The organism is Cobetia sp. PDI-23MA (assembly GCF_059507735.1).
Map to the genome: position 1 here is coordinate 595,382 of NZ_CM183352.1, position 24,958 is coordinate 620,339.

Genomic DNA, 24,958 nt, shown 5'->3' on the forward strand with positions numbered 1-24,958 from the left:
GCGCTCCGTCAGGCCTGTCTCGCGGCTTTCTTCCCGACTCCACGCAAGGACACCTTCGATGCCCCCCTCCATGCCCCCCTCAAGCCCCTCGGAATCCCCGCAACCTGACGCCGCCAGGCTGATCGCGGACAGCCATCCCCAGGCACGGCAGGTACTCGATTACTGGTTCACTCAGCTGACGCCCAAGGACTGGTTTCGCAAGAGCGATGCCCTCGATGCTCAGCTGCGCGAACGATTCGCGGAGCTACTCGAGCAGGCGCAGGCCTGTGAACTGTGGGAGTGGCGCACCACTCCCGGTGGGCGGCTGGCGGAAATCCTGCTGCTGGACCAGTTTGCGCGCAATATCCATCGCGATACGCCGCGCGCCTTCAGTGGCGACAACCTGGCACTCGCGCTCTCCCAGCAGGCCGTCATGCTGGGCGATCTGGAGCACTTGCCGATCGCGTGGCAGCCCTTCGCGATCATGCCGTGGATGCACAGCGAATCGTTGCGCATCCATGAATACGCCGAACAATTGTTCGCACGCCCCGGTCTCGAGCACACCTTGCGCTACGAGCATCTGCATGCGGACATCGTGCGTAGATTCGGCCGTTACCCGCATCGCAATGCGATTCTCGGTCGCGAGTCCACGCCTGACGAGGTCGCCTTCCTGGGCCAGCCAGGCTCATCCTTCTGACAAATGAAAGATCGCCCCCTTTTAATTGTATGGCGTCGTCTCCAAGACTTTTACAGCGGCGCCAAGCGCCCGTACATCAGTAAGGAAGGAGACAGCAGATGGGTATCATTCTCGGATTGATCATCGGTGGTCTGGCCGGCTGGATCGCAGGCAACATCATGCGCGGCGGCAGCTTCGGCATTCTTGGCAACATCGTCGTCGGTGTCGTCGGCGGCCTGCTGGGCAGCGTCATCTTCAAGCTGCTGGGGCTCGCCACCACCGGCATCATCGGCTCGCTGGTCGTCTCGGTCGTGGGGGCGGTGGTGTTGCTGTGGATCGTCTCGAAGGTCAAGTCCAAAGCCTGACGGCGCGCTGTCGAGCCCCGTCAGGCGCGAATTAGCAAGCGCAAGCAGCAAGTACAGTCGTCAACAGCAAGTGAAGTCCCTTGCGGGTGTCTGGATGGATTCGATGTAGCCACCCGCCGCAGCAACGCCTCTTGTCACCCGGGGTACCTGAATGCCCGGTGATCTGTCACGGCGCCTAGAGGCGCCTTGTCGAGGTGTGTACCTGGACAGGAAGTACCTGGACAAGAAGTACGCCGGCAAGAGGCGGCAAGGCCGAATCATCCTCCAGCGCCACAGTAGTGGCGCGTTGCGGATCTAGCGAAAACAGGAGCGTTTGAGCATGGCGAGCAATGAGCACGATTCTGCACCTTCTTCCCCGTCGAATGCCGACAGTGCGAAGTGCCCCTATCATGAGGGCCAGAATCGCTCGGCAGAGGGAGAGAACCCCTATACCCATCCCAACCGCAATGGGCCGCACGACACCAGGCCCAATGCCGGTGATGGCCATGCCAAGGACGAGGCGTTGGAGACCTATCGCACCGACGCCGAAGGGCATGATCTGCGTACCAACCAGGGGCTGCGCATCGCGGACAACCACAACTCGCTGAAGGCGGGAGAGCGCGGTCCGACCCTGATGGAAGATTTCATCTTCCGCGAGAAGATGAACCACTTCGACAATGAACGTATTCCTGAGCGTATCGTTCACGCGCGCGGCGCGGCCGCGCACGGGTATTTTCAGGCCTACGACAATGCCGCCAGATATTCCAAGGCTGGTGTGTTCAGCGACCCGTCCAGGAAGACGCCGGTATTCGTGCGCTTCTCGACCGTGCAGGGCTCGCGTGGCTCCAACGACACCGTGCGCGACGTGCGCGGCTTCGCGACCAAGTTCTATACCGATGACGGCAACTGGGACCTGGTCGGCAATGACATCCCGGTCTTCTTCATCCAGGACGCGATGAAGTTTCCCGACTTCGTGCACGCGGTGAAGCCGGAACCGCACAACGAGATTCCCCAGGGGCAGTCGGCCCACGATACCTTCTGGGACTTCGTGTCACTGATGCCGGAAACCACTCACACCGTGCTGTGGACCATGTCGGACCGCGCCTTCCCGCGTCATTACCGCAACATGGAAGGCTTCGGTGTGCATACCTTCCGTCTGATTGACAGCGAAGGCGTGTCGCGCTTCGTCAAGTTCCACTGGAAGCCGGTGGCCGGTACCTGCTCGCTGATCTGGGATGAAGCCCAGAAGCTGTGGGGGCGTGACCCGGACTTCAACCGTCGCATGATGTGGGATGACATCAAGAGCGGTGCACCGCTGGAGTGGGAGCTGGGCATTCAGGTGGTCGAGGAGAAGGACGAGCACAGCTTCGACTTCGACATTCTCGACCCCACCAAGCTGATCCCCGAATCGCTGGTACCGGTGGTGCCGATCGGCAAGATGGTGCTGGACCGCAATCCGGACAACTACTTCGCCGAGACCGAGCAGGTCGCCTTCAATCCGGCCAACATCGTGCCGGGGATCGACTTCTCCAATGACCCGCTGCTGCAGGGGCGTCTGTTCTCCTATCTGGATACCCAGATGCTGCGCCTTGGTGGGCCGAACTTCCACGAGATTCCCATCAACCAGCCGGTGTGCCCGTTCCACAACAACCAGCGCGATGCCCAGCATCGACAGACCATCAACACGGGGCAGGCGTCCTACGAGCCGAACTCCATCGATGGTGGCTGGCCGGCCGAGACACCGCCGTCCAACGATGCCCATGGCGGCTTCGAGCCGCATCATGAGCGCATCGAGGCGCACAAGGTACGTGCGCGCAGTGCCTCCTTCGGGGATCACTATTCCCAGGCCACCCTGTTCTGGAACAGTCAGACTGACGTGGAGAAGGAGCACATCATCGCGGCCTACACCTTCGAGCTTTCCAAGGTCGAGCGTCCGTGGATCCGAGAGCGGGTGATCACCGAGATCCTGCCCAACATCGATCTGGAGCTGGCACGTCGCGTCGGTGAGAATCACGGCATCGAGACACCGACCAGCAAGCCCGCGCCGGACGGTGAACTGGGCACCCGCCAGGTCGACAGCGACCCGGCGCTGAGCCTGATGGCGCGCCTGCCGGACTCGATCGCCACCCGCAAGGTCGCGATTCTGGCCGCCGATGGCGTCGCCATGGAAGATGTTCGCTCGACCAAGGAACAGCTGGCCGCCGAGGGTGCCGAAGGGGTGTTGATCGCCCCGAGCATGGCGCCGATCAAGGCCGGAGACGGCACCATGCTGTCGCCGGATGCGATGCTCAATGGCCTGCCGTCCGTGGCGGTGGATGCCGTCGTCGTCGCTGGCGGTGTGGGTAGCGTCGAGACGCTGAGCGGCTCGGGCCTCGGGCTCTATTATGTCCAGGAAGCCTACAAGCACCTGAAGCCCATCGTGGCCATCGGCGAAGGCAAGGAGCTGCTGGCCGCCGCACGCGTGTCGGTCGAGGAGGGCGTCATCCTGGTGGATGATGTACTCGCCGCCAGCCTGCCGCTGCGTGATGCCCTGATGGCTCACCGGGTGTGGTCGCGCGATGCGCGTGCCAATCAGATGCCAGCATGAGGCGCTGACGCCCCACAAGGTATGGTATGACTCACCAAGCCCCCTGACCTGCGAAGGTCAGGGGGCTTTTTCATGGTCATGATGTGGTCATCTGTGAACGTGAAGATGGGGTGGCGGTGATAAGGTGTAAACAGGGTTGATGATGTCGTCGGGTTGAGTGCCGTCCTGCGGTTCACGCCGCTGAGAGGGGTTGATAGGCTCGGTGATAGGGGCTGATTATCGAAGGCATGCTGGTAATTGATTATCGCTGGATTCATCAGATGCGTAAGGTAAATAGGCATCAAGGGGTCACAAGCCAGCACATGCCGGGCAGGCATCGGCCCCGACCCGATCCGACAATGGGCTGCAGGCCTTCACATCAAGCAGCGCATGAAAATGTGACATCAGCAGTATCTGGCCTTGCCAGTCGAGTTTGATAGCGCTTTTTTCTACCTGACAGGAGAACGTCTACATGTCCCAGACTCCACGCTATACCACAGGTAACGGCGCCCCGGTGCCTCACGATGACATCAGCCAGACAGCGGGCCCGAATGGTTCACTGACCTTCGACAACTGGCGTCTGTTCGAGAAGCTGGCGCACTTCAACCGTGAGCGCATTCCGGAGCGTGTCGTCCACGCCCGCGGCGTTGCCGCCTACGGCACCTTCACCCTGACCCGTGACCTGTCTGATCTGACCATCGCCCGCTTCCTGCAGGGTGTCGGCAAGCAGACCCCGTTGCTGGCGCGTTTCTCCACCGTGGCCGGTGGCCAGGACAGCGGCGACAATACCCGTGACGTGCGTGGCTTCTCCTTGAAGTTCTATACCGAGGAAGGCAACTGGGACATGGTCGGCAACAACACGCCGGTGTTCTTCATCCGCGAACCGTCCAAGTTTCCTGACTTCATTCACACCCAGAAGAAAGACCCGCGCACCAACATGGTCGACTGGCAGAACCGCTGGGAATTCTGGGCCAACCATCCGCAGGCGCTGCATCAGGTCACCATCCTGATGTCCGACCGCGGCATCCCGAAGTCGTTGACCACCATGAACGGCTACAGCTCGCACACGCTGAGCCTGTGGAACGACAAGGGCGAGCGCGTCTGGGTCAAGTGGCACTTCAAGACCGATCAGGGCCACGAGACACTGACCGATGACGAAGCGGCACAGGTCGCACCGGACTTCCACCAGCACGACATGTTCACCCGCCTCGAGCGTGGCGAGCGTCCGAGCTGGACCGTCAACATCCAGGTGATGACCGAGCAGCAGGCACGTGATTACCACATCAACCCGTTCGATCTGACCAAGGTGTGGCCGCATGGTGACTTCCCGCTGATCGAGATCGGCAAGATGGAGCTCAACCGCAACCCGGAGAACTACTTCGCGGAAGTCGAGCAGTCCGTCTTCTCGCCGTCCAACTTCGTGCCGGGTATCGGCGCCTCGCCGGACCGTGTGCTGCAGTCTCGTCTGTGGGCCTACGCCGATGCACACCGCTATCGTGTCGGTGCCAACGCCGAGCAGCTGCCGGTCAATCGTCCGATCTGCCCGGTCAACCACTACCAGCGTGATGGCGTGATGGCGGGCATGTGCCCGGTCACCGGCCACGGTGGCGGCCCGCTGGGCGGCCAGGCCGGTCAGGGCGTGCCGGGAGAGACGAAGGAAGGTGGCCAGTACTCACGCACCAACTTCTATCCCAACGAGCGTGCTGACCAGGGCGCCCCGGTGCCGGACGCTACCGTCGCCGAGCCGCCGATGCCGCTGGAGCAGAACGCCTGGATGGGCTATCACGACAACAGCGATGAGGATAACTACAGCCAGGCCGGCAACCTCTATCGTCTGTTCGACGAAGGCCAGAAGACGCGCATCACCGACGTCATCGCCGGCACCATGGTTGGCGTCAGCCACGTGGTCCAGGACAAGATGATCGCGCACTTCCGTCAGGCGGATGCCGATTATGGTGATCGTATCGCCACCAAGCTGGCCAAGCTCGATCCGCGCTGAGTCAGTCATGCTGCACCCTTCGTCAGGTCAGTAGTGCTACCTTGAGCTGACGAGAAACTCAAGGCCCCCGCCGGGTAACCGGCGGGGGCCTTGTCGTATGCGGCTTTCGGGGTGCTATCCGACAGTCACAGCGCTGTGCGAAAGACACGCAAGCACAGGCACCTCAGTCGTTGTCGCGCGTGGCCTCATTGCCGTCAGCTTTCTCGCACACGCCCAGCGCCCACAGCAGGAAGGCGTCCTGGCGCGCATTGTCATGCCACGCCTTGAAGCGACCCGAGGCGCCGCCATGTCCGGCGCTCATGTCGGTGCGCAACAGCACCGGATGCGGCGTGCAGTCCATCTGGCGCAGACGCGCATACAGCTTGGCCGGCTCCCAGTAGGGCACGCGGGTGTCATGCCAGCTGCCCTGCAGGAACAGCGGCGGATAGGGCGCGGCGCTCAGGTTGTCCAGCGGCGAATAGGCGCGGATGCGACGCCGCGCCTCGTTCTCGTGCGGGTTGCCCCACTCGGTGTATTCCGCGGTGGTCAGCGGCAGCTCCGGGTTTTCCATGGTGCGCAGCACATCGACGAAGGGCACATCGAGCACCGCGGCGCAGAAGGCCTCTGGGCGCTTGTTGAGGCTGGCGCCGACCAGCAGACCACCGGCGCTGGCACCGTAGGCGGCAATGCGATCCGCGGCCCCGACGCCGTGCTCGACCAGCGCATCACGCGCGGCGAGGAAGTCGTTGAAGCTGTTTTCCTTGTGTTCCAGCTTGCCGGCCAGATACCAGGGCTCGCCACGGTCTCCGCCCCCCCGCACGTGGGCGACCGCGAAGGCGACACCGCGCGTCAGCAGTTCCAGACGGGCGATCGAGAACCACGGGTCCAGCGTCTCGCCGTAGGCCCCATAGCCGTAGAGCAACACCGGCAGCGGGGCGTGGGGACGGCCCGTGTCATCACACAGGTCGCGACGCATCACCACCGAGACCGGCACCTGCTCGCCATCGTTGGACGTCGCCCACAGGCGGCGGCTGATCAACTGTTCGGGCGCGAGATCGCCATGCACGGTCTGGCGCTTGAGCAGTCGGCGCGCACCCGTGTCGAGGTCCAGCTCGATCCAGCTCGGCGGGGTGGTGAAGCTTTCCTCGCGGATGCGCAGGCGGCGAGCGTCGAAATGCGGGCAGTCGCCCAGCCCCTGACTCAGAGGTTGTTCCGGCATGGCCAGGCGTTCGTCGCGACTGATCGCCTGTGTCTGTGCCGTGCCCTCGAATTCGATCACGCGCAGCCATGCCTGGGCCTGACGGTGATCGCGTTCATCGACCATCAGCCCCCAGCTGAAGGCTTCGACGCCTTCCAGCGTCACCTCATCGCGGGTGGCGATCAGCGGCTGCCAGTCGCCGGGCGCATGCTCGGAGGCGATATCGAGCTGGAAGTGCGGCGCTTGCCTGTTGTGCAGCACATAGAAGTGGCCGGGGCGGTGGTCGACACCGTACTCGACACCGGTCTCGCGGGCGCGCACCAGGCGCATCTCATCCAGCGGGGCATCGGCCTTGAGCAACCAGGTCTCGCTGGTGTCCTTGGAGGCGGTTTCCAGAATCAGCCAGGCGCGTGAGCGGGTCTTGCCCATGCCGACCCAGAATTCGCTGTCTTCCTCGCGGTAGAGCAGCGTCTCGGCGCGGCTCGTGACATTCAGACACCAGATCTCGAAGGGGCGCTGGGTGCTGTCATAGCGCGTGAACAGCAGATGCTGGCCGTCCTCGGCCCACACCAGGTCCGGCCCGATATCCTCCAGCAGGCACTCGTCATCGTGGCCGGCGTTGCGTGAGTCGCCATCCGTCGCGTTCAGTGTTGCAAGACGCAGGCTGAACACCTCGTCGCCGCTGGTGTCCAGAGTCCATGCCAGTTGCTGTTCATCCGGGGAGATGGCCATCTCGCCCAGTTCGACGAAGTCGTGATGGCGCGACAGGCTCTGCAGGTCCAGCAGGCATTCGTGCTGGCGGGTATCGGCGGGGTCGGCGCCGATCGCATGGCGCCACCAGACCGGATAGTCGGCGTCTGCCGCGGTCTCGCTCCAATAGACGTAGTGATCCAGTGCCTCGGCCAGGCTTGAGACGGCCAGTTCGCGGCGCGCAAGATGGCCGTGATAGAGGGCGTCGCTCAGCGGCGCGAGCGGTGCGAACCAGCGATCACTCTCGGCGTTGACCGCCGTGAGAAAGGTGGTGACCTCTGGCGTGTCGCGTTCTTCAAGCCAGTGCCATTCGGGGTCATCGGCACGATAATGGCGCTGGACGGGGCTATCGGGCATGGCTACCTCGTGAAAGTGGGGTGCTCGAGTGTGTCGGGCGGGCATGGAGTGTAACATTGAGCCTGTCCCACAGCGTGCGCAAGCCCTTGCCTCATGGGAGGCATCGCCGCCGTGAGAGATGAATGCGCAGCCTCTGGTGCCACGCAACGTGTGGCTCCCGATGATGGGATGACTCGATGGCTGAACTGAGGTGTCGGGTGCTTCTGCACAGGACAGGCACCCCTCTGAATGTCAGTCTCGACAGGATGTTATGACAGGAGTGAAGGGCATGATGATTTCCGATTCGTTGCCGCAGATGTGGCTGATCTATTTTGGCCTGGCAGCGGTAGTGCTGTTTACCGGCTATATGGCGGTGCGAATACTGCCGCGTTTCCTGCGCTGGATCCTCGTCGGCGGCATCGCCGGCATGATCGCCGTGCCGACCAGTTTTCACGTCACGGCCAGCGTCGCGGAAGATGCCTACACCGGCCTTGCGCCAGCCATCGTGGCCTTTGCCGTCAGCGTGATACAGAAGGATGGTGGTGGCATGGCCTCGGCCTTCGGCATGCTGGTGCTGGGCATCGGGGCCGGTGTGGTGCTGGGTCTGGTGATCTGGTGGCTGGGACGCGGGCGTGAACAGCGTCGCCGCGCCGCCCAGCAGCGCCGCCAGCCTCATGCCCATGAGCAGGAGGATGAGGAAGTGCGCGAGGGCCACGCCGCTGGCGCCAGCTTGCGCAGCGAGAAACGTGGCACCTCGGCCCGTGCGGCGGCGCGTACCCGCGCAGGCCGCGACCGTCAGGAACCGTCGCTCTGATCGAGCGTCGTTCGATCAGCGCCAGCCGTGCATTGTCCGAGCGTGGACTAAGGATCTGTCATGCCCCGTGATGTAGCTGTCACTTCGTCTCTTGAGCCAGTCCGTTCACCAGGGCATGTATCCGGCTCTTCATTCGGCCCTGTCGCCAAGGTTGCGGGGGCGCGCTGGCTGGCGGCCCTGATGCTGGCGGGCATCAGCCTCGCGTCGCCCTCGGCCTTCGCCGAGCAGGCGTCGTCAGCGGCCAACGCTTCGGCAAGTGAGCCGATGAGCGAGCCGGTAAGTGGGCCGGTAGATGAGTCGGCCAGCGAACAGGCTGAGCAGATGCCGTTCGTGGCCCGGGATGTCGCGAGTGACGCGAACGCAGCCAGTGGCTCGGCGCGCGACATTGCGCCTGACCTGCGCATGGCGATCGATGTCTCCGGCAGCATGAAGCACAACGATCCGACCAATCTGCGCGCCAGTGCGCTGGACCTGCTGGTCACCTTGCTGCCGGAGCGCTCGCGTGCGGGGCTGTGGGGCTTCGGTGAGCAGGTACAGCCCTTGCTGGCGCTGGGCGCGGTCGATGCGGGCTGGAAACAGGCGGCCCGCGGGCTGGAAGGGCGGTTGGACGATTACGAGCAGTACACTGACCTCGAGGCGGGCCTGCGTGCCGCCGCCGAAGGCGCCGATGTGAGCATCGATGGCCAGGGGCCGCGTCAGATCATTCTACTCTCCGATGGCATGGTCGACCTGCGTGAGCCGAGCAGCGAGAAGGCCGCCTCGGACAGCGCCTCGCGCCAGCGCATCACCGATGAGCTGACGCCGACGCTTGCCGCGCACAACATCACGGTGCATACCGTCGCGCTGTCGCGCAATGCCGATATCGATCTGCTGCAGCAGGTCGCCGATGGCACCGGCGGGCTGGCGACGGTCGCCGAGACCCCGGAAGACCTGCTGCGTGCCTTCCTCGGGGCGCTCGACCGTATCGTGCCCGGCGAGCTGGTGCCGCTCGAGGACAAGCGCTTCACCATCGATGGCAGCGTCGAGGAATTCACGGCGCTGGTCTTCCACGGCCCCGATGACAGCGCGCCGATATTGATCGCACCGGATGGTCAGCGCTATTCGCTGGCCGACAAGGCATCGTTGCCCGAGGGCGTGCGCTGGGAACATCAGCCGCGCTATGACCTGATCACCGTGACCGACCCCGAGGCCGGGCAGTGGCGTATCGAAGGGCAGGTGGGCGTCGACAGCCGCATCACCGTGGTGTCAGACCTGGCGCTGGTGTCGCGCCCGCTGCCGGCCACGCTGTATCGCGGCTTTGGCTATTCCCTCTCAGCCTCGCTGGTCGACGGCGCACGTGATGTCGCTGAGCAGGACTTCCTGGCGACGCTGGACGGCAATGCGCGTCTGGTGCCGGAAGACGAGGGTGGCATGTCAGCAGAAACGGCAGCCGTGACCAGCGCCCAGCAGCGCGGTCTTGAGCGTGACGGCGCGCAGTTCAGCGTCAACATGCCGCCACCGCAGCAACCGGGTGGTGCTCGCCTGACGCTGACCATCGAGGGCCAGCGCGATGGCGCGCCCTTTGCACGTCAGTTGAGTCAGCGCACCAGCGTGGTCGACCCGCTGCTGGTCGAGCCGATCGGTGGCAATGCGCAGAACTCGACGCCGCCGAGCGCGCTGGAGGTCAGCGCGCGTCATCCGCTGCTCAACACCGCCAATACCCAGCTGGATGCGACGCTGCAGGGTGAGCCGTTGAGCGTGGCGGAAGCGGGCGAGAGTCGCTGGCGTATCGAACTGCCGCCGCTGGAGCGTGACGTCAGTGCCGATGTGCAGATCAGTGCGCGCATCGCACTGGGCGGGAGCTCACGGGTGATCGACCTGGCGCCCTATACCCTCAACGAGAATGCGGCGCGGCGTGCCGCCAATCTGGACCGCTCGCCCATCGAGGGCGAGTCCTTCGGTGAGATTCAGGGCCTGGATCAGGCGGTAGAGGAGAAGGAAGACCTCAATGACCTGCTGGTGAAGGGCCGCCTGCCCATCGACAAGGTGCCTGCGTTGATCAGTCAGTGGTTCGAAGGAGCTTCGGACTTTGCCAAACGTGAGGCAGAATCACCGCAAAGCCGCATGATCGCTTACGCCGTTGCCGGTGTGATCGGCCTGCTGGTAGTGATCATGTTGGTGCGTCGCATGACGCGCAAGCCGACTCAGCGGGAGGAACCCCATGTGTGAACTGCTCGGCATGAGTGCCAATGTGCCGACCGATATCTGCTTCAGCTTCGCCGGTTTTCTGCAGCGAGGCGGTGGTACTGGTCCGCACCGCGATGGTTGGGGAATCGCCTTCTACGAAGAGGGCGGTTATCGCGAATTCCGTGACCCGCATCCGTCGGTGGATTCGCCCATCGCGCGCATGATTCTCGACTATCCGATCAAGTCGCAGATGGTCATCAGCCATATTCGCCAGGCCAATGTCGGCCAGGTGACGCTGGCCAATACCCACCCGTTCACGCGCGAGCTGTGGGGTCGGCAGTGGTGCTATGCCCACAACGGTCAGCTGGCGGACTGGCAGGCACTGCCCCTGCCGTACTACCGCCCGGTGGGCAGTACGGACAGCGAGCACGCTGCCTGCTTCCTGCTCGGCGAGATCCGGCGCGCCTTCCCGAATCCGCCGGCCCGGTGCGAAGACCTGTGGCGGCATCTGCACGCCCAGTGCGAGCGTCTGCGCGGGCTTGGCGTCTTCAATCTGCTGCTCTCCGATGGCGTGCATCTCTACGCCTACTGCTCCACCAGGCTGGCGCACATCACGCGCCGCGCGCCCTTCGGGCAGGCGAGTCTCACCGACTTCGAGATGAGCGTCGACTTCCAGCAGCACACCACCGATGCCGATGTGGTCTCGGTGATCGCCACCGATCCGCTCACCGACAACGAGCAGTGGCAGCGCCTGCTTCCGGGTCAGCTGGTGGTGTTCCGCGAAGGCGAGCTGGTCGCCAGTCTTGGTGGCGAGTTGCCGCTGAGCCAGGAAGAGCCAGGGCAGGAGCAGGCCGAGAACGGAGCGGTCGATCGCACCGCGACCGCGCGCCTCAAGCCGGATTGGCTGGCGTCTGACTTGAGCTGCTGACGTTTGGTTGAGTCGCTGACGTTTGGCTGAGTCGCTGACGCTGAGCGACGCAGAAAGAAATTGAACGCCAGACACACGAAGGGCCGCGATTGCGGCCCTTCGTGTTTGCGGCTTTTGCCTGGTCAATGCGTGAGGCTCAGCCTTCGACGTCGTCGAACATGCCGGCGAACATCGGCGAGGACAGGTAGCGCTCGCCGCTGTCCGGCAGGATGACGACGATGGACTTGTCGGCGTAGGCCGGGTCTTCCGCCAGGCGCAGCGCCGCGGTCATCGCCGCACCGCAGGAGATGCCGCACATGATGCCTTCTTCCTGCATGATGCGACGCGCCATGGCCATGGCGTCTTCACTGGCGACCGGCTCGACGCGGTCGATCAGCGTCAGGTCCAGGTTGTCGGGAATGAAGTTGGCACCGATGCCCTGGATCTTGTGCGGGGCCGGCGTGATCGACTCGCCCTGCATGCGCTGGGTGATGATGGTGGATTCTGCCGGCTCCACCGCCACGGCCTCGAGTGACAGGCCGCGCACCGTCTTGAAGTAGCGGGCGATGCCGCTGATGGTTCCGCCGGTACCGACGCCCGCCACCAGCACATCCATTTCGCCGTCCAGCGCGTCCCACAGCTCCGGGCCAGTGGTCTCTTCGTGGATGCGCGGGTTGGCCGGGTTGGAGAACTGCTGCGGCAGGAAGTAGCGTTCCGGCTCGGCCTTCTGCAGCTCGCAGGCCTTGTCGATGGCACCCTGCATGCCCTTGGCCGGATCGGTCAGCACCAGGTTGGCGCCGAGGGACTTCAGCACCTTGCGGCGCTCCATGCTCATCGAGGAAGGCATGGTCAGGGTGACGGGGTAGCCACGCGCCGCGCCGACGAAGGCCAGCGCGATACCGGTGTTGCCGGAAGTCGGCTCGATGATCTCCATGCCCGGCTTGAGCACGCCGCGTTCTTCGGCGTCCCACACCATGCTGGCACCGATACGGCACTTGACCGAGAACGCCGGGTTGCGGGCTTCCACCTTGGCGTACAGGCGTGGATGGCTGCTGAGGCGGTTGATCTTGACCAGCGGCGTATTGCCGATGGCTTGCGAGTTGTCCTGATAGATCCTGGCCATGCGAGGTCCTCTGGGTATCTGGCGGCTAGACAGCGAGCATGCCCGCTGCTTGAGTGAAGTGATGACGCTCAGCAGCGGCTGTCGCGACTGTATGAGCATAAGGTTAAGGGCTAGCCGAGCGCGACTCAAAGGCCTGAAGCGCATAACGACATGGCTAGGTTGGCAGTCGAGGCTAGCCTCTGACCAAGGTCGTACAAGAGTAGTGATCTGATTCAACAAGACTTTTTCTGATGTGAACGATGGTTTCAATCGGTCGTTTTACATCATTGGCGTGACTGGTTAAGGTGAAGCTCGGCGGCCCTGAAGGTTCCTGCCGGGGTGTCGCCGGTGCGTTGCCGGCACCTGCGCGCGCGTTGTCGCGCCGACCTTTTCCCATCACGCCGTCATTCATGTCATTGTTCACATGTGGGCGTGACGCCCTGATAACAACAAGTGCTGAATTCTCGCCTGTGGCTGCCAGTGAAAGACGCCGCGCCCGGCCACGATCCAGCAGACGAATGCAGTCATGGAGCCCAAGCCATGCATGATGCCAATCCTGCCAACGCCTCGGCAGACCCGGAAGCCGACAAGGCGTCTGATCCCGCTGGCCCCGTGACCGGGGACGCCAACCTGATTCTCAGCGGTGAGCCGTTGTCCGGTCTCGAGGATTACCCCTCGATTCTCGAGGTCTTCGAGGCCAGCTGCGCCAACTATGCCAGCCGTCCGGCCTTCAGCTGCATGGACAAGACGCTCAGCTACGCCGATGTGGACCGCCTGTCGCGCAATTTCGCCGCCTGGCTGGAACACGAGACCGGCCTTGAGCCCGGTGATCGCATTGCCATCCAGCTGCCGAACCTGCTGCAGTTCCCGGTGGCGGTATTCGGCGCGCTGCGCGCCGGTCTGGTGGTGGTCAACACCAACTCGCTCTACACCGAGCGCGAGATGCAGCATCAGTTCCATGATTCCGGTGCACGTGCCATCGTGATTCTGGCCAACATGGCGGACAAGCTCGAGAAGGTGCTCAAGCGTACCGACATCGAGGAGGTCATCATCACCGAGATAGGTGACCTGCATGACTTTCCCAAGCGTCCGCTGATCAACCTGGCGGTGCGCTACGTCAAGAAGATGGTGCCGAAGTACCACCTGCCCGAGGCACACGGCCTGCGTGAGGTGCTCAAGCGCGGCGCGGGGCTCTCGCACACGCGTGTCACGCGAAAGCCCGAGGACATCGCCGCGCTGCAGTACACCGGCGGCACCACCGGGGTTGCCAAGGGCACCATGCTGACCCACCGCAATCTGGTCGCCAACATGCTGCAGGCGCGCGGCGTGATCAGTGACGTGCTCAATGAAGGCCAGGAGGTGCTGATCGCGCCGCTGCCGGTCTATCACATCTATACCTTCACGGTGAATTGCCTCTACAGCATGGAGAGCGGCAATCACAGCGTGCTGATCACCAATCCGCGCGATATCGATGGCTTCATCAAGACACTGGGCAGGACACCGTTCACTGCCTTCGTCGGCCTCAACACGCTGTTCTCGGCGCTATGCCAGCGTGATGACTTCAAGGCGCTGGACTTCTCGAGTCTCAAGCTGACCATCTCCGGCGGCATGGCGCTGACGCGCAGCGCGGCCGAGCGCTGGGAAGCCGTCACCGGCTGCCCGATCGCCGAGGGCTACGGCATGACCGAGACCTCGCCCATCGTCAGCTTCAATCCGCCGCGTGAGCTGCAGCTGGGCACCATCGGCAAGCCGGTGCCGGGTACCGAGCTCAAGGTGGTGGACGCCGATGGTGTGACGCTGGGGCGTGATGCGCCGGGCGAGCTGTGCGTGCGCGGCCCCCAGGTGATGAAGGGCTACTGGCAGCGTGACGATGCCACGCGTGAGGCGATGGATGAAGAGGGCTTCATCCGCACCGGCGATATCGCGGTCATCCAACAGGATGGCTTCGTGCGCATCGTCGATCGCAAGAAGGACATGATCATCGTCTCCGGCTTCAATGTGTTCCCCAACGAGATCGAGGACGTGGTCAGCGGCCATCCGGATATCGTCGAGGCGGCGGCAGTGGGCGTGCCGGACGAGCAGAGCGGAGAGGCGATCAAGCTGTTCGTGGTCTCCAGCAACCCGGATCTGGATCGCGACAGCCTGCGCAGCTGGTGCAAGGAGCAGCTGACCGGCTACAAGGTGCCGCGCTTCGTCGAATTCCGCGATGAACTGCCCAAGACCAACGTCGGCAAGGTGCTGCGTCGTGAGCTGCGCGACAGCGAAGAGAGCGGTGGCAATACGCCGCTACGCGAGCACTGAGGACAGTACTGAGGACAGCGCTGAATCGGCGGCGGGGCAGGGGACAAGCGCCGCCAAGGTTGGGCGCGGCTACGCGCAGGGCTACAATGGACGGCCCGTCACTTGTTGACGGGCCGTTTTGTCATTCAGGTGTCATGGCTTGCTGCCTCGTGCAGGCGAGCGTGAGGCTGAATTCCCGAGAGTTTCCGGCTGCGCGCGTGGCGTGTGGTCGCTGGTTGAGAAGAGGCAGTCCTTGAGCGACACCGCTACCGCACCGTCCGAACATGCGCGTCTTGAAGCCCTCGCGGCTCGCCTTGAACGCGCCCTGAGCCGTGATCAGCGCGAGCTGGGCAAGCGCCTGGCTGGCCTGCGGCGGCGTCTCAAGGAAGGCAAGCCGGTCGATCGTGCCATCAACGACATCGAGAGCCGCCTTGAGGCGAGCATCGCCCAGCGCGCCGCGCGCGAGACGGCACTGGCCCGCTGGCAGACCCCCGCCGCGCTCAACTATCCGCCGGAGCTGCCGGTGGTGGAGCGTCGCGAAGACATCCTCGCCGCGCTTGCCGAGCATCAGGTGGTGGTCGTTGCCGGTGAGACCGGCTCGGGCAAGACCACCCAGCTGCCCAAGCTCTGTCTGGAGATGGGGCTGGGGCGCAATGGCCTGATCGGCCACACCCAGCCACGTCGTCTGGCGGCGCGCTCGGTGGCGGCGCGTCTGGCCGAGGAGCTCGAGACGACGCTCGGCGAGACGGTCGGCTATCAGGTGCGCTTCAACGACACCACCGGCCCGTCGACGCTGGTCAAGCTGATGACCGACGGTATCCTCCTGGCGGAAACCCAGCATGATCCGGACCTGAGCCGCTACGAGGCGATCATCATCGATGAGGCCCACGAGCGCAGTCTGAACATCGACTTCCTGCTCGGTTATCTCAAGCGTCTCACTGCGCGCCGCCCGGACCTCAAGATCATCATCACCTCGGCGACCATCGACGTGGAGCGCTTCAGTCAGCACTTCGCGGCCCAGGATGGCACGCCGGCGCCCATCGTCTCGGTCAGCGGGCGCAATTTCCCGGTCGAGACCCGGTACCTGCCACTGGTGCGCGACGCCGAGGATGAGGAAGACCTCAGCCTGCAGGAAGGTATCCTGCGCGCGGTGGAAGAGCTGTCGTTGATCGAGCGCGAGAAGGGCTGGATGCGGGGCCCGCGTGACGTGCTGATCTTCCTGCCCGGCGAGCGCGAGATCCGCGCCACCGCGGACACCCTGCGTCGCGCCCAGCTGCGTGATACCGAGGTGCTGCCACTGTACGCGCGCCTCTCCAACGAAGAGCAGAACCGCGTCTTCCAGCCGCATCGTGGCCGCCGCATCGTGCTGGCCACCAATGTCGCCGAGACCTCGCTGACCGTGCCGGGCATCCGCTATGTGATCGACCCGGGCCTGGTGCGCATCAGCCGCTACAGCTATCGCTCCAAGATCCAGCGTCTGCCGGTGGAACCGATCAGCCAGGCCAGCGCCAACCAGCGCAAGGGCCGCTGCGGGCGTATCGCCGAAGGCCTGTGCATCCGCCTTTACAGCGAGGAGGACTTCCTCGCGCGCCCGGAATACACCGAGCCGGAAATCCAGCGCACCAACCTGGCCTCGGTGATTCTGTCGATGCTGTCGCTCAAGCTGGGTGACATCGAGAAGTTCCCCTTCGTCGATGCGCCGGATTCGCGCTTCGTCACCGATGGCTTCCGCCTGCTGCGCGAACTGGGCGCGGTGGATGAACACAACCGTCTGAGCCGTGATGGCCGCACCTTGGCGCGTCTGCCCATCGACCCGCGTCTGGCGCGCATGGTGCTTGAGGGCGCCTCGCGCGGTTGCCTGCGCGAAGTGCTGATCATCGTCAGCGCGCTGTCGATCCAGGACCCGCGCGAGCGCCCCGCCGACAAGCGCCAGCAGGCCGATCAGATCCACCACGAGTGGGATGACGACAACTCCGACTTCGTCAGCTGGCTGAATCTGTGGGAAGGCTTCGAACTGGCGCGTGATGCCTTGGGGGCCAACCCGCTGCGCCGCTGGTGCAAGGCGCGTTTCCTCAACTATCTGCGCCTGCGCGAGTGGCATGACACCTTCCGTCAGCTCAAGCAGCTGACGCGTGACCTGGGGCTGGAGATGACCAGCGCCCAGCAAGAGCGCGACGCCGAGGCGCAGGCCGAGGTCACCGCGCGGGTACTGGCCTCGCCGGGGCAGGGCCGCCGCCCGTCGGTGGCCATCGATCACGAATCACTGCATCGCGCGCTGCTGACCGGGCTGCTCTCCAATCTCGGCCTCAAGCAGGAAAATCGCGAGTATCTCGGCGCGCGCAACCGACGCTTCTTCGTCCACCCGGGTTCCGGTGTGGCCAAGAAGTCGCCCAAGTGGGTGATGGCGGCCGAGATGGTCGAGACCACCAAGCTCTACGCGCGTCAGGTCGCGGCGATCAAGCCCGAGTGGGTCGAGCCGCTGGCCGAGCATCTGGTCAAGCGCAGCTACAGCGAGCCGCACTGGGAGATGAAGCGCGCCCAGGTGGTCGCCAGTGAGCAGGTGACCCTGTTCGGGCTGCCCATCGTCACCGCGCGCAAGGTGCATTACGGCCCGCTGGCGCCACAGGAGTCCCGCGAGCTGTTCATTCGCCGTGCGCTGGTCGAGGGCGAATTCCAGACCCGTGCGCCGTTCTTCGCCCACAATCGCGGCCTGATGGATGAGGTTGGTGAGCTTGAGGACCGCGCGCGCAAGCGAGACATCCTCGTCGACGAAGAGACGCTGTTCGCCTTCTATGCCGAGCGGATTCCGGAAGGCATCTACAACGGGCGCAGCTTCGACAGGTGGCGCAAGGAGGCCGAGCGCAACAATCCCGATGTCCTGCATCTGAATCTCGACGACCTGATGGCGCGCGACGCCGAGGAAGTCACCGTCGCGCGCTACCCCGAGCAGCTGCACCACAACAGCGTCGCCTACCCGCTGAGCTATCACTTCGCGCCCGGTGCGGTGGATGACGGCGTGACGATGATCGTGCCGGCGGCGATGCTCTCGCAGCTGCCACGCTATCGCATCGAATGGCTGGTGCCGGGGCTTCTGCGTGACAAGGCCATCGCGCTGATGAAATCGCTGCCCAAGCAGTACCGCAAGCAGGTAGTGCCGATTCCCAACTGGGTCGATGCCGCACTTGAGGCGCTGACCCCGGACGACGTGCCGCTGACCGATGCGCTGGCCGAGTTCATGCGCGTCAAGACTGGCCTGCGCCTGCCGCAGGATGCCTGGGCGCCCGAAACGCTGGAACCGCACCTGAAGATGAACCTGCGTATCGTCGATCAGGACGGCAAGGTGCTGGGCGAAGGGCGTGATCTCGAAGCGCTGGAAGCTCGCTTCAAGGACTCGGCCGCGGCCGCCGCGCGGGCGATGGCCAACCGCAGCCGTGAAGCCGACAGCGAAGTGCTGGAAGATCTGCCGGAGACGCCGATCGCCACCTCGCACAGCACCACCCAGGCAGGCATCCGCGTCGAGGCTTATCCGGCGCTGGTGGTGAAGGCGGCGGCGCCTGCCGACGGCGGCATGAGTGCCAAGCAGCGCAAGCTGGCGCGCAAGACCGGCAAGAACAGCGCGCCGTCCAGCCATGCGCCTGCCAGCGCGACGGCTCAGGTCGAGCAGAATCTGAGCGTGGAGCTGTTCGATCATCCGGCCAAGGCCGCCGCCGCGCACCGTGATGGCATCACGCGTCTGGCGATGGCACGCCTGCCGGACCAGGTGCGCTATCTGGACCGTGATCTCAAGGCGCTGGAGCGCTGTGCGTTGCTGTTCGCCAAGGTCGGCACGCGTCGCCAGCTGGCGGATGACTTCATCTACGGCGTCTTCGAGCAGGTGATGGCCGTCGAGCCGCTGCCGCGTTCGCGCAGCGAGCTGCAGGCGCGTCTCGATGACAAGCGGGCCGAGCTGGTGCCGCACGCCGAGGCGCTGCTCAAGCCATTGGAAGCCGCGCTCAAGCAGCATCTGGAGCTTTCCAAGCGTCTCAAGGGCAAGATCGACTTCTCGATGGCGTTGGTGGTGGCTGATCTCAAGGCCCAGCAGGCGCGCCTGATCACGCCGGGCTTCATCCAGGCCTCCGGTGAATGGCTGCATCAGCTGCCGCGTTATGTGGAGGCGATGCTGATCCGTCTCGACAAGGCACCGCGTGAGCGCATGCGCGACCAGCGTGACATGGAAGAGGTCAAGGGCTTCGAATCCCGCCTTGATGCCCGCCTGAGCAAGGCGCGCGAGCAGGGGCTGCCGGATGCGGAGCTGGAAGAGTTCGGCTGGTGGCTGCAGGAACTGCGCGTCTCGCTGTTTGCCCAGCAGCTCGGCACCCTGGAGACTGTCTCCGCCAAGCGCCTCGAGAAGCGCTGGCAGGAGCTGATGGCGCGCCGCTGATGTCCTGGGACTGGGCTTTGTCTTGGCTGAGCTTTGTCTTGGCTGAAGTTCTGCCTTGGCTGAGGCTCGGCCTTGGCTGGGGCAGCGCCAGGACGTTGTGTGTGGCATCAGAGTCTTGCGTGACCGGTACGTGGAGGCGTGCCGAGGCGGGATGGCCCAAGCTGCATACAGGAAATGCTGTTTAAGCATTCACTGTGGTCGCTCGACAAATGCTGACTCGGGCGTCTGGAATTGCCGAGACAGCGTACACTGAACATGGGGCATGACGACGCGGTACCGGATCGTGCCCCGCTCAATTCTGGTGATATCCCGCGGGATAGCACTGTCAGGAGTGGATGCATGCCAAACAATGACAATGTTCACGCTGCCGATACGCAACACGCCAACGCCGGTCAGTCCATGAGCGCCAGCGGCAATCATCGGGTACTGATCACCGGCAGCGGGCTCTACACGCCGCCCAATGCCATCAGCAACGAGGCACTGGTGGCGTCCTTCAATGCCTGGGTGGCGGCGGACAATGCCGCCAATGCCGACGCCATCGCGCGTGGTGAGCGTGAGGCGCGTACCGAGTCCAGCGGCGAATTCATCGTCAAGGCCTCGGGTATCCACAGCCGCTACGTGCTGGATGCCGAGGGCATTCTCGACCCGGAGCGCATGCGCCCACGCCTGCCGGCGCGCGCCAATGACCAGCCCTCGGTGCAGTGCGAGATGGGCGTGGCGGCCGCGCGTGAAGCACTGGCAGCGGCGGGCGTCAATGCCGCGGACCTGGATCTGGTCATCGTGGCCTGTTCCAACCTCGAGCGCCCCTATCCGGCGGTGGCGGTGGAACTGCAGGCCGCGCTTGAGGCCGGTGGCTATGCCTTCGACATGAACGTGGCGTGCAGCTCCGCCACCTTCGGCATCGAGACCGCCGCCAACGCGATTCGCAGCGGCAGTGCCAAGCGTGTGCTGATGGTCAATCCGGAGATCTGCAGTGCGCATCTCAACTTCCGCGACCGAGACAGCCATTTCATCTTCGGGGATGCTTGCACGGCCGTGGTGCTGGAAGCCGCGGATGTCGCCACGCGCACCGATGGCTTCGAGGTGCTCGGCACGCGTCTGGTGACGCGCTTCTCCAACGCGATACGCAACAATTTCGGCTTCCTCAATCGCACGGCGGTGCTTGAGGACGACGTGGCATCCGCGATGACACTCGACAGCGCAAGCCATCGTGTAAAGGCCGATGACAAGTTGTTCATCCAGGAAGGTCGGCGCGTCTTCCGCGAGGTCTGCCCGATGGTGGCCGAGCTGATCACCACCCATCTGGGCGAGATCGAGGCAGACGGCGGTGATCTTGATCGCATGTGGCTGCACCAGGCCAACCGCCACATGAACGACATGATCGCGCGGCGTGTGCTGGGGCGTGACCCGTCGAGCGAGGAAGCGCCGATCATTCTCGATCGCTACGCCAATACCAGCTCCGCGGGCTCGGTGATCGCCTTCCACCTCCATCATGCGGATCTGGCGCCGGGGAGCCTTGGGGTATTGTGTTCTTTCGGGGCAGGCTACAGTGCCGGCAGCGTGCTGCTGAAACGCTGCGGTTGAAGCAGGACATTGCGCGAATCCACGTGGCCTGTGCTGGCTCTTGGCGGGCGCGGAACGTATAAAGAAGGTCGGACCTGACAGCCAGGGATGTGGCAAGGACCGCTGCAGGAATCCAATAGACTTACAGGTGACGAGATGCACACGATCAAGACTTCCCTGCCGGCACTGCTGGCCATGTCCCTGCTGGCGGGTTGCGCCAGCACCGGAGACAGCGAGCCGAATCCTCAGGACCCCTGGGAGGGCTTCAACCGTAACGTCTATACCTTCAATGACACCCTGGACCGCTATGCCCTCAAGCCGGTCGCGCAGGGCTATGACTATGTGACGCCGGAGCTTGTGCAGGATGGCGTGGGCAACTTCTTCTCGAACCTGGGAGAGGTCCGCACCATGTTCAACTCGGTGCTGCAGTGGAAGTGGGCCAATGCCGGAGTCTCCACCGGCCGTCTGTTGCTCAACTCCACCGTCGGCATCGGCGGCCTGTTCGATCCGGCCAGCGAACTGGGCTGGACGGTCGACGAAGAGGACTTCGGTCAGACGCTCGCCGTGTGGGGAGTCGGTCAGGGGCCGTACCTCGTGCTGCCGCTGTTCGGCCCGAGCACCGTGCGTGACACCGCGGGCATGCCGGTCGACTACTTCAATGATCCGGTCAATTACATCGAGAATGACAAGGTACGTTACGGCCTGAAGGCGCTGGATCTGGTCGACACCCGTGCCGGTCTGCTCGAGCAGGAGAAGCTGATCCAGGGGGATCGCTACAGCTTCATTCGTGATGCCTACCTGCAGCGCCGCAACTTCGAGATCAACGATGGCAAGCTGGGCGATGATCCCTTCGCCAGCGACAGCTTCGATGATGCCGATCTCGATGGTGCCTTCGCACCGGAAGACGACAGCCAGTAATGCGTCACCCGCAGCAGGCGGCCGGTACCGTGAATGGTCAGTGGTGCCGGTCGCGAGGGCAAGCAGCATCAAGACTGCGAGTGGATGGCAGCAAGGACGGGAATGAGGGGTTGGCATGGCGGATGAGCAAGGCAAGCGTCTGTTGATCGGTCTGATTGATCTTCCCGGCTCGCGGCGTGATGCGCTGGCGAAGCTGTTGACGGATGAACGCTGTGCGGTGGCGGCCTGTGGTGGCATCGCGACACTGCCCAGCGGAGTGGCGGTGGTGGTCGCGCATGTCGAGGCCGTTTCCAGTCATGAGTGGTCGCGTCTGGCCGAGCGCCTGCCGACGGTGGTGGTGGCCGAGAGTCGTGGGGATGAATGCCTGTTGCCGGCGGTGGAGGCCGGGCTGGTCGATTACCTCATCGCGCCGCGCGAGCATGGCTCGGTACTGCGCAGTCTGCTCAAACGGGCGGCGGAGCATCACCAGCTGGCCCATGAGCACGCCAAGGCACGCGCGCGCCTCGAGGAGCTCAACGAGCATCTGGAGACGCATCTGGCGCTGCTGCGTCAGGACCAGCAGGCCGGTGGCCAGATCCAGCAGCGTCTGCTGCCCCAGAGCGGACAGCACATCAATGGCGTCAGTTATGAGTACTGCCTGTCGCCGTCGCTGTATCTGTCGGGTGACTTCCTCGAGTATCAGGCGATCGACGAACGCTTCAGCCTGTTCTACTTTGCGGATGTCTCCGGTCATGGCGCCTCGTCGGCCTTCGTGACCGTGCTGCTCAAGCTGTTGTTCGCACGCGCGATCCGCCACTGGGAGGAACATACGCCGGAAACCTTCGGCCCCGAGTGGCTGGCACTGCTCAACCGTGAACTGATCGACAGTGGTATCGGCAAGCATGCCACGGTGATGTGTGGTGTGATGGACCGTGATACGCGCACGCTGCATTACACCCTGGGCGCCCAGCTGCCGATGCCGGTACTGGTCACGCCCGACGGCGAGCTGCGTGAGCTGGAGGGCAGCGGTCGGCCGGTGGGGCTCTTCCCAGACACCCGCTATCCAGCGTATCGTGTGGCGCTTCCTGAGCGCTTCCGCCTGTGGCTGGCCAGTGATGGTGTGCTGGAATGCCTGCCGGGCGAGGCGCTGGAGGACAGGACTCGAGCACTGCATCAACGGATTCTGAGCAGTGAGGATGTGCAAGGATTGCGTCGTGGACTGGCGCTGGATGGCGAGCTGCCGGATGACCTTACCTTGATGACGCTGACAGGATTCCATGATGGATGAAGGACGTATCCAGGCCGTGTTCGAAGACGGCCTGTTCGTGCTCAAGCTATCCGGTGATGTACGCCTGACGCTGTGTGCCACGCTGGATCAGCAGGTACAGCGCGTGGCTGCGGTTGAGGGACTGGAAAGCGTGATCATCGATCTGCGCGAAGCGACCAATGTCGATTCCACCGCACTGGGCTTTCTGGCCAAGCTGGCGCTGGCGGTCCGCGATCGGCTGGTGATGCCGGCGCAGGTGGTGGCTGCCCATCCCGACGTGCTGACCATGCTCAAGGTGATGGGGTTCGACGAGGTGGCCAGTGTCGTGGATGCCGGCAGCCTGCCGGAGGCGGACCAGGCCGATCTGGACGGAGCCTCCTGCTGCAACGCGCCAGCGCTGAACGAGTCTCAGGATGACGTCGATGCCTCGCCCCAGCAGGAACAGGAGCTGCGCGGGCGCATTCTCGAGGCTCACCGGCTGTTGATGTGCCTGAATGGTCACAATCGCCTGGAGTTCCAGCCGCTGATCGAGCTGCTGGAAAGCGAGGAGCATCGCCAGCCGCACTGAAGGCGCCGGGGCATTGAGCCTGACAGCTCGTTTCTAAAAGCACGAATCTGGCAGCGCGAATCAGACAGCACGTTTCTGAAAGCACGTTTCTAAAAGCATAAAGAAAGCGCCTGCCGTGAAACACGGCAGGCGCTTTTTGTTGCCTTGGCCGTTCAATGAGCTCTTGCTTAACAAGAGTTCATCATCGGCGCTATGCTCTGTTGGCTCAGTGGCTGCGCAGTTCGGCCAGCAGGGTCTCAAGCTTGCGCTGATCGGCCATGAACTTGCGGATACCTTCGCCCATCTTCTCGGTGGCCATGGCATCTTCGTTCATGTCCCAGCGGAAGTTGGACTCGGTCAGCACTTCCGGCACGTTCTGCTCGGCATCGCCGGCCAGCAGGCGACGTTCCAGCGTGCCGGTGCTCTCGGCCAGCTCACCCAGCAGTGCCGGCGAGATGGTCAGGCGATCACAGCCGGCCAGCGCTTCGATCTCGCCGGTGTTGCGGAAGCTGGCGCCCATCACGATGGTCTTGTAGCCGTGTCCCTTGTAGTGCTCGTAGATGGCCTTGACCGACTTCACGCCCGGGTCGTTGTCACCGCTGAAGTCGGCGTCCGGCTGATTGGCCTTGTGCCAGTCGAGGATACGGCCGACGAAGGGCGAGATCAGCGTCACGCCGGCATCGGCACACGCCTGGGCCTGGGCGAAGCTGAACAGCAGCGTCAGGTTGGTGCGGATGCCTTCGCGCTCGAGCTTCTCGGCGGCGCGGATGCCTTCCCAGGTGGAGGCGGTCTTGATCAGGATGCGTTCCTGACCGACGCCATTGGCGGCGTAGCGCTCGATGATGCGATGCGCGCGACGGATGGTCTCGTCGGCATCGAAGGACAGACGGGCACTGACCTCGGTGGAGACATAGCCCGGTACCAGGCCGGCGATCTCGGTGCCGATATCCACGGCCACGGCGTCGACGGCATCATCGATGTCGGTGGCCTTGCGCGCGACTTCGGTCAGGCGCTCGCGACGTGACGGGTCCTGAGCGGCCTGCAGGATCAGTGACGGGTTGGTGGTAGCATCAGTGGGCGCGAAGCGACGAATGGCCTCGAGGTCACCGGTGTCGGCGACGACGGTGGTCATTTCCTTGAGTTGGGAGAGCTTGTCCTGTGCCATGCA

Annotated in this window: 16 protein-coding genes; 13 read left to right on the forward strand and 3 right to left on the reverse strand. The window is 64.0% G+C overall.

The features are described from left to right. The first annotated feature begins 58 nt into the window (after positions 1–58). The 4 genes from AC5WNJ_RS02580 (at position 59) to AC5WNJ_RS02595 (ending at position 5,564) form a co-directional block, all read left to right on the forward strand. On the forward strand, positions 59–676 hold the full coding sequence (locus tag AC5WNJ_RS02580; protein WP_253063156.1) for a DUF924 family protein: 618 nt from the start codon (positions 59–61) through the stop codon (positions 674–676). 98 nt (positions 677–774) lie between these two features. Next, positions 775–1,020, forward strand: coding sequence for a GlsB/YeaQ/YmgE family stress response membrane protein (locus AC5WNJ_RS02585; RefSeq protein ID WP_176676186.1), 246 nt, complete (start codon positions 775–777; stop codon positions 1,018–1,020). 319 nt (positions 1,021–1,339) lie between these two features. Further along, positions 1,340–3,586 (forward strand): catalase HPII, encoded by a 2,247-nt coding sequence (gene katE, locus AC5WNJ_RS02590; protein ID WP_176676187.1) that lies wholly within the window; start codon positions 1,340–1,342, stop codon positions 3,584–3,586. Between the two features lie 451 nt (positions 3,587–4,037). After that, positions 4,038–5,564, forward strand: a complete 1,527-nt coding sequence (locus AC5WNJ_RS02595; RefSeq protein ID WP_176676188.1) for a catalase — start codon at positions 4,038–4,040, stop codon at positions 5,562–5,564. 163 nt (positions 5,565–5,727) lie between these two features. Here AC5WNJ_RS02595 and AC5WNJ_RS02600 read toward each other — a convergent pair whose 3' ends face one another. Further along, positions 5,728–7,848, reverse strand: a complete 2,121-nt coding sequence (locus AC5WNJ_RS02600) for a S9 family peptidase (RefSeq protein WP_253063158.1) — start codon at positions 7,846–7,848, stop codon at positions 5,728–5,730. Positions 7,849–8,116: 268 nt separating this feature from the next. Between AC5WNJ_RS02600 and AC5WNJ_RS02605 the strand changes: the two genes are divergently transcribed. The 3 genes from AC5WNJ_RS02605 to AC5WNJ_RS02615 are packed head-to-tail and all read left to right on the forward strand — an operon-like array spanning position 8,117 to position 11,735. Beyond that, positions 8,117–8,641 (forward strand): hypothetical protein, encoded by a 525-nt coding sequence (locus AC5WNJ_RS02605; protein ID WP_176676190.1) that lies wholly within the window; start codon positions 8,117–8,119, stop codon positions 8,639–8,641. Positions 8,642–8,701: 60 nt separating this feature from the next. Next, entirely contained in the window at positions 8,702–10,849 is a 2,148-nt protein-coding gene (locus AC5WNJ_RS02610) for a VWA domain-containing protein (protein WP_176676191.1), read from the forward strand. Further along, complete coding sequence (locus AC5WNJ_RS02615; RefSeq protein WP_176676192.1) at positions 10,842–11,735, forward strand: class II glutamine amidotransferase; 894 nt, start codon at positions 10,842–10,844, stop codon at positions 11,733–11,735. The genes AC5WNJ_RS02610 and AC5WNJ_RS02615 overlap by 8 nt, the downstream gene beginning before the upstream one ends. Before the next feature lie 136 nt (positions 11,736–11,871). Here the strand turns inward: AC5WNJ_RS02615 and cysK are convergent, their stop codons facing one another. Next, positions 11,872–12,837 (reverse strand): cysteine synthase A, encoded by a 966-nt coding sequence (cysK, locus tag AC5WNJ_RS02620; protein ID WP_176676193.1) that lies wholly within the window; start codon positions 12,835–12,837, stop codon positions 11,872–11,874. Positions 12,838–13,356: 519 nt separating this feature from the next. Between cysK and AC5WNJ_RS02625 the strand changes: the two genes are divergently transcribed. The 6 genes from AC5WNJ_RS02625 to AC5WNJ_RS02650 all read left to right on the forward strand — a co-directional run bounded on the left by AC5WNJ_RS02625 (position 13,357) and on the right by AC5WNJ_RS02650 (position 23,811). Continuing rightward, entirely contained in the window at positions 13,357–15,117 is a 1,761-nt protein-coding gene (locus tag AC5WNJ_RS02625; RefSeq protein ID WP_495930372.1) for an AMP-binding protein, read from the forward strand. A gap of 232 nt (positions 15,118–15,349) precedes the next feature. Continuing rightward, positions 15,350–19,516, forward strand: a complete 4,167-nt coding sequence (gene hrpA, locus AC5WNJ_RS02630; protein ID WP_176676195.1) for an ATP-dependent RNA helicase HrpA — start codon at positions 15,350–15,352, stop codon at positions 19,514–19,516. Between the two features lie 399 nt (positions 19,517–19,915). Continuing rightward, positions 19,916–21,100 carry a beta-ketoacyl-ACP synthase III gene (locus AC5WNJ_RS02635; protein ID WP_176678255.1) on the forward strand — a complete coding sequence of 395 codons (1,185 nt, stop codon included), beginning with the start codon at positions 19,916–19,918 and terminating at the stop codon, positions 21,098–21,100. A gap of 135 nt (positions 21,101–21,235) precedes the next feature. Beyond that, on the forward strand, positions 21,236–21,997 hold the full coding sequence (locus AC5WNJ_RS02640) for an MlaA family lipoprotein (protein WP_176676196.1): 762 nt from the start codon (positions 21,236–21,238) through the stop codon (positions 21,995–21,997). Between the two features lie 115 nt (positions 21,998–22,112). Beyond that, positions 22,113–23,264 (forward strand): PP2C family protein-serine/threonine phosphatase, encoded by a 1,152-nt coding sequence (locus AC5WNJ_RS02645; protein WP_176676197.1) that lies wholly within the window; start codon positions 22,113–22,115, stop codon positions 23,262–23,264. After that, complete coding sequence (locus AC5WNJ_RS02650; protein WP_176676198.1) at positions 23,257–23,811, forward strand: STAS domain-containing protein; 555 nt, start codon at positions 23,257–23,259, stop codon at positions 23,809–23,811. Before AC5WNJ_RS02645 ends, AC5WNJ_RS02650 begins: the two co-directional genes overlap by 8 nt. Before the next feature lie 205 nt (positions 23,812–24,016). On the opposite strand, the gene tal is transcribed toward AC5WNJ_RS02650, so the two are convergent. Then, positions 24,017–24,955, reverse strand: coding sequence for a transaldolase (tal, locus tag AC5WNJ_RS02655; RefSeq protein WP_175090482.1), 939 nt, complete (start codon positions 24,953–24,955; stop codon positions 24,017–24,019). Positions 24,956–24,958: the final 3 nt, after the last annotated feature.

Coding starts and splice junctions, on each gene's coding strand:
- AC5WNJ_RS02580 (WP_253063156.1), top strand. CDS start 59: ATGCCCCCCTCCATGCCCCCCTCAAGCCCCTCGGAATCCCCGCAACCT.
- AC5WNJ_RS02585 (WP_176676186.1), top strand. CDS start 775: ATGGGTATCATTCTCGGATTGATCATCGGTGGTCTGGCCGGCTGGATC.
- katE (WP_176676187.1), top strand. CDS start 1,340: ATGGCGAGCAATGAGCACGATTCTGCACCTTCTTCCCCGTCGAATGCC.
- AC5WNJ_RS02595 (WP_176676188.1), top strand. CDS start 4,038: ATGTCCCAGACTCCACGCTATACCACAGGTAACGGCGCCCCGGTGCCT.
- AC5WNJ_RS02600 (WP_253063158.1), bottom strand. CDS start 7,848: ATGCCCGATAGCCCCGTCCAGCGCCATTATCGTGCCGATGACCCCGAA.
- AC5WNJ_RS02605 (WP_176676190.1), top strand. CDS start 8,117: ATGATGATTTCCGATTCGTTGCCGCAGATGTGGCTGATCTATTTTGGC.
- AC5WNJ_RS02610 (WP_176676191.1), top strand. CDS start 8,702: ATGCCCCGTGATGTAGCTGTCACTTCGTCTCTTGAGCCAGTCCGTTCA.
- AC5WNJ_RS02615 (WP_176676192.1), top strand. CDS start 10,842: ATGTGTGAACTGCTCGGCATGAGTGCCAATGTGCCGACCGATATCTGC.
- cysK (WP_176676193.1), bottom strand. CDS start 12,837: ATGGCCAGGATCTATCAGGACAACTCGCAAGCCATCGGCAATACGCCG.
- AC5WNJ_RS02625 (WP_495930372.1), top strand. CDS start 13,357: ATGCATGATGCCAATCCTGCCAACGCCTCGGCAGACCCGGAAGCCGAC.
- AC5WNJ_RS02635 (WP_176678255.1), top strand. CDS start 19,916: ATGAGCGCCAGCGGCAATCATCGGGTACTGATCACCGGCAGCGGGCTC.
- AC5WNJ_RS02640 (WP_176676196.1), top strand. CDS start 21,236: ATGCACACGATCAAGACTTCCCTGCCGGCACTGCTGGCCATGTCCCTG.
- AC5WNJ_RS02645 (WP_176676197.1), top strand. CDS start 22,113: ATGGCGGATGAGCAAGGCAAGCGTCTGTTGATCGGTCTGATTGATCTT.
- AC5WNJ_RS02650 (WP_176676198.1), top strand. CDS start 23,257: ATGGATGAAGGACGTATCCAGGCCGTGTTCGAAGACGGCCTGTTCGTG.
- tal (WP_175090482.1), bottom strand. CDS start 24,955: ATGGCACAGGACAAGCTCTCCCAACTCAAGGAAATGACCACCGTCGTC.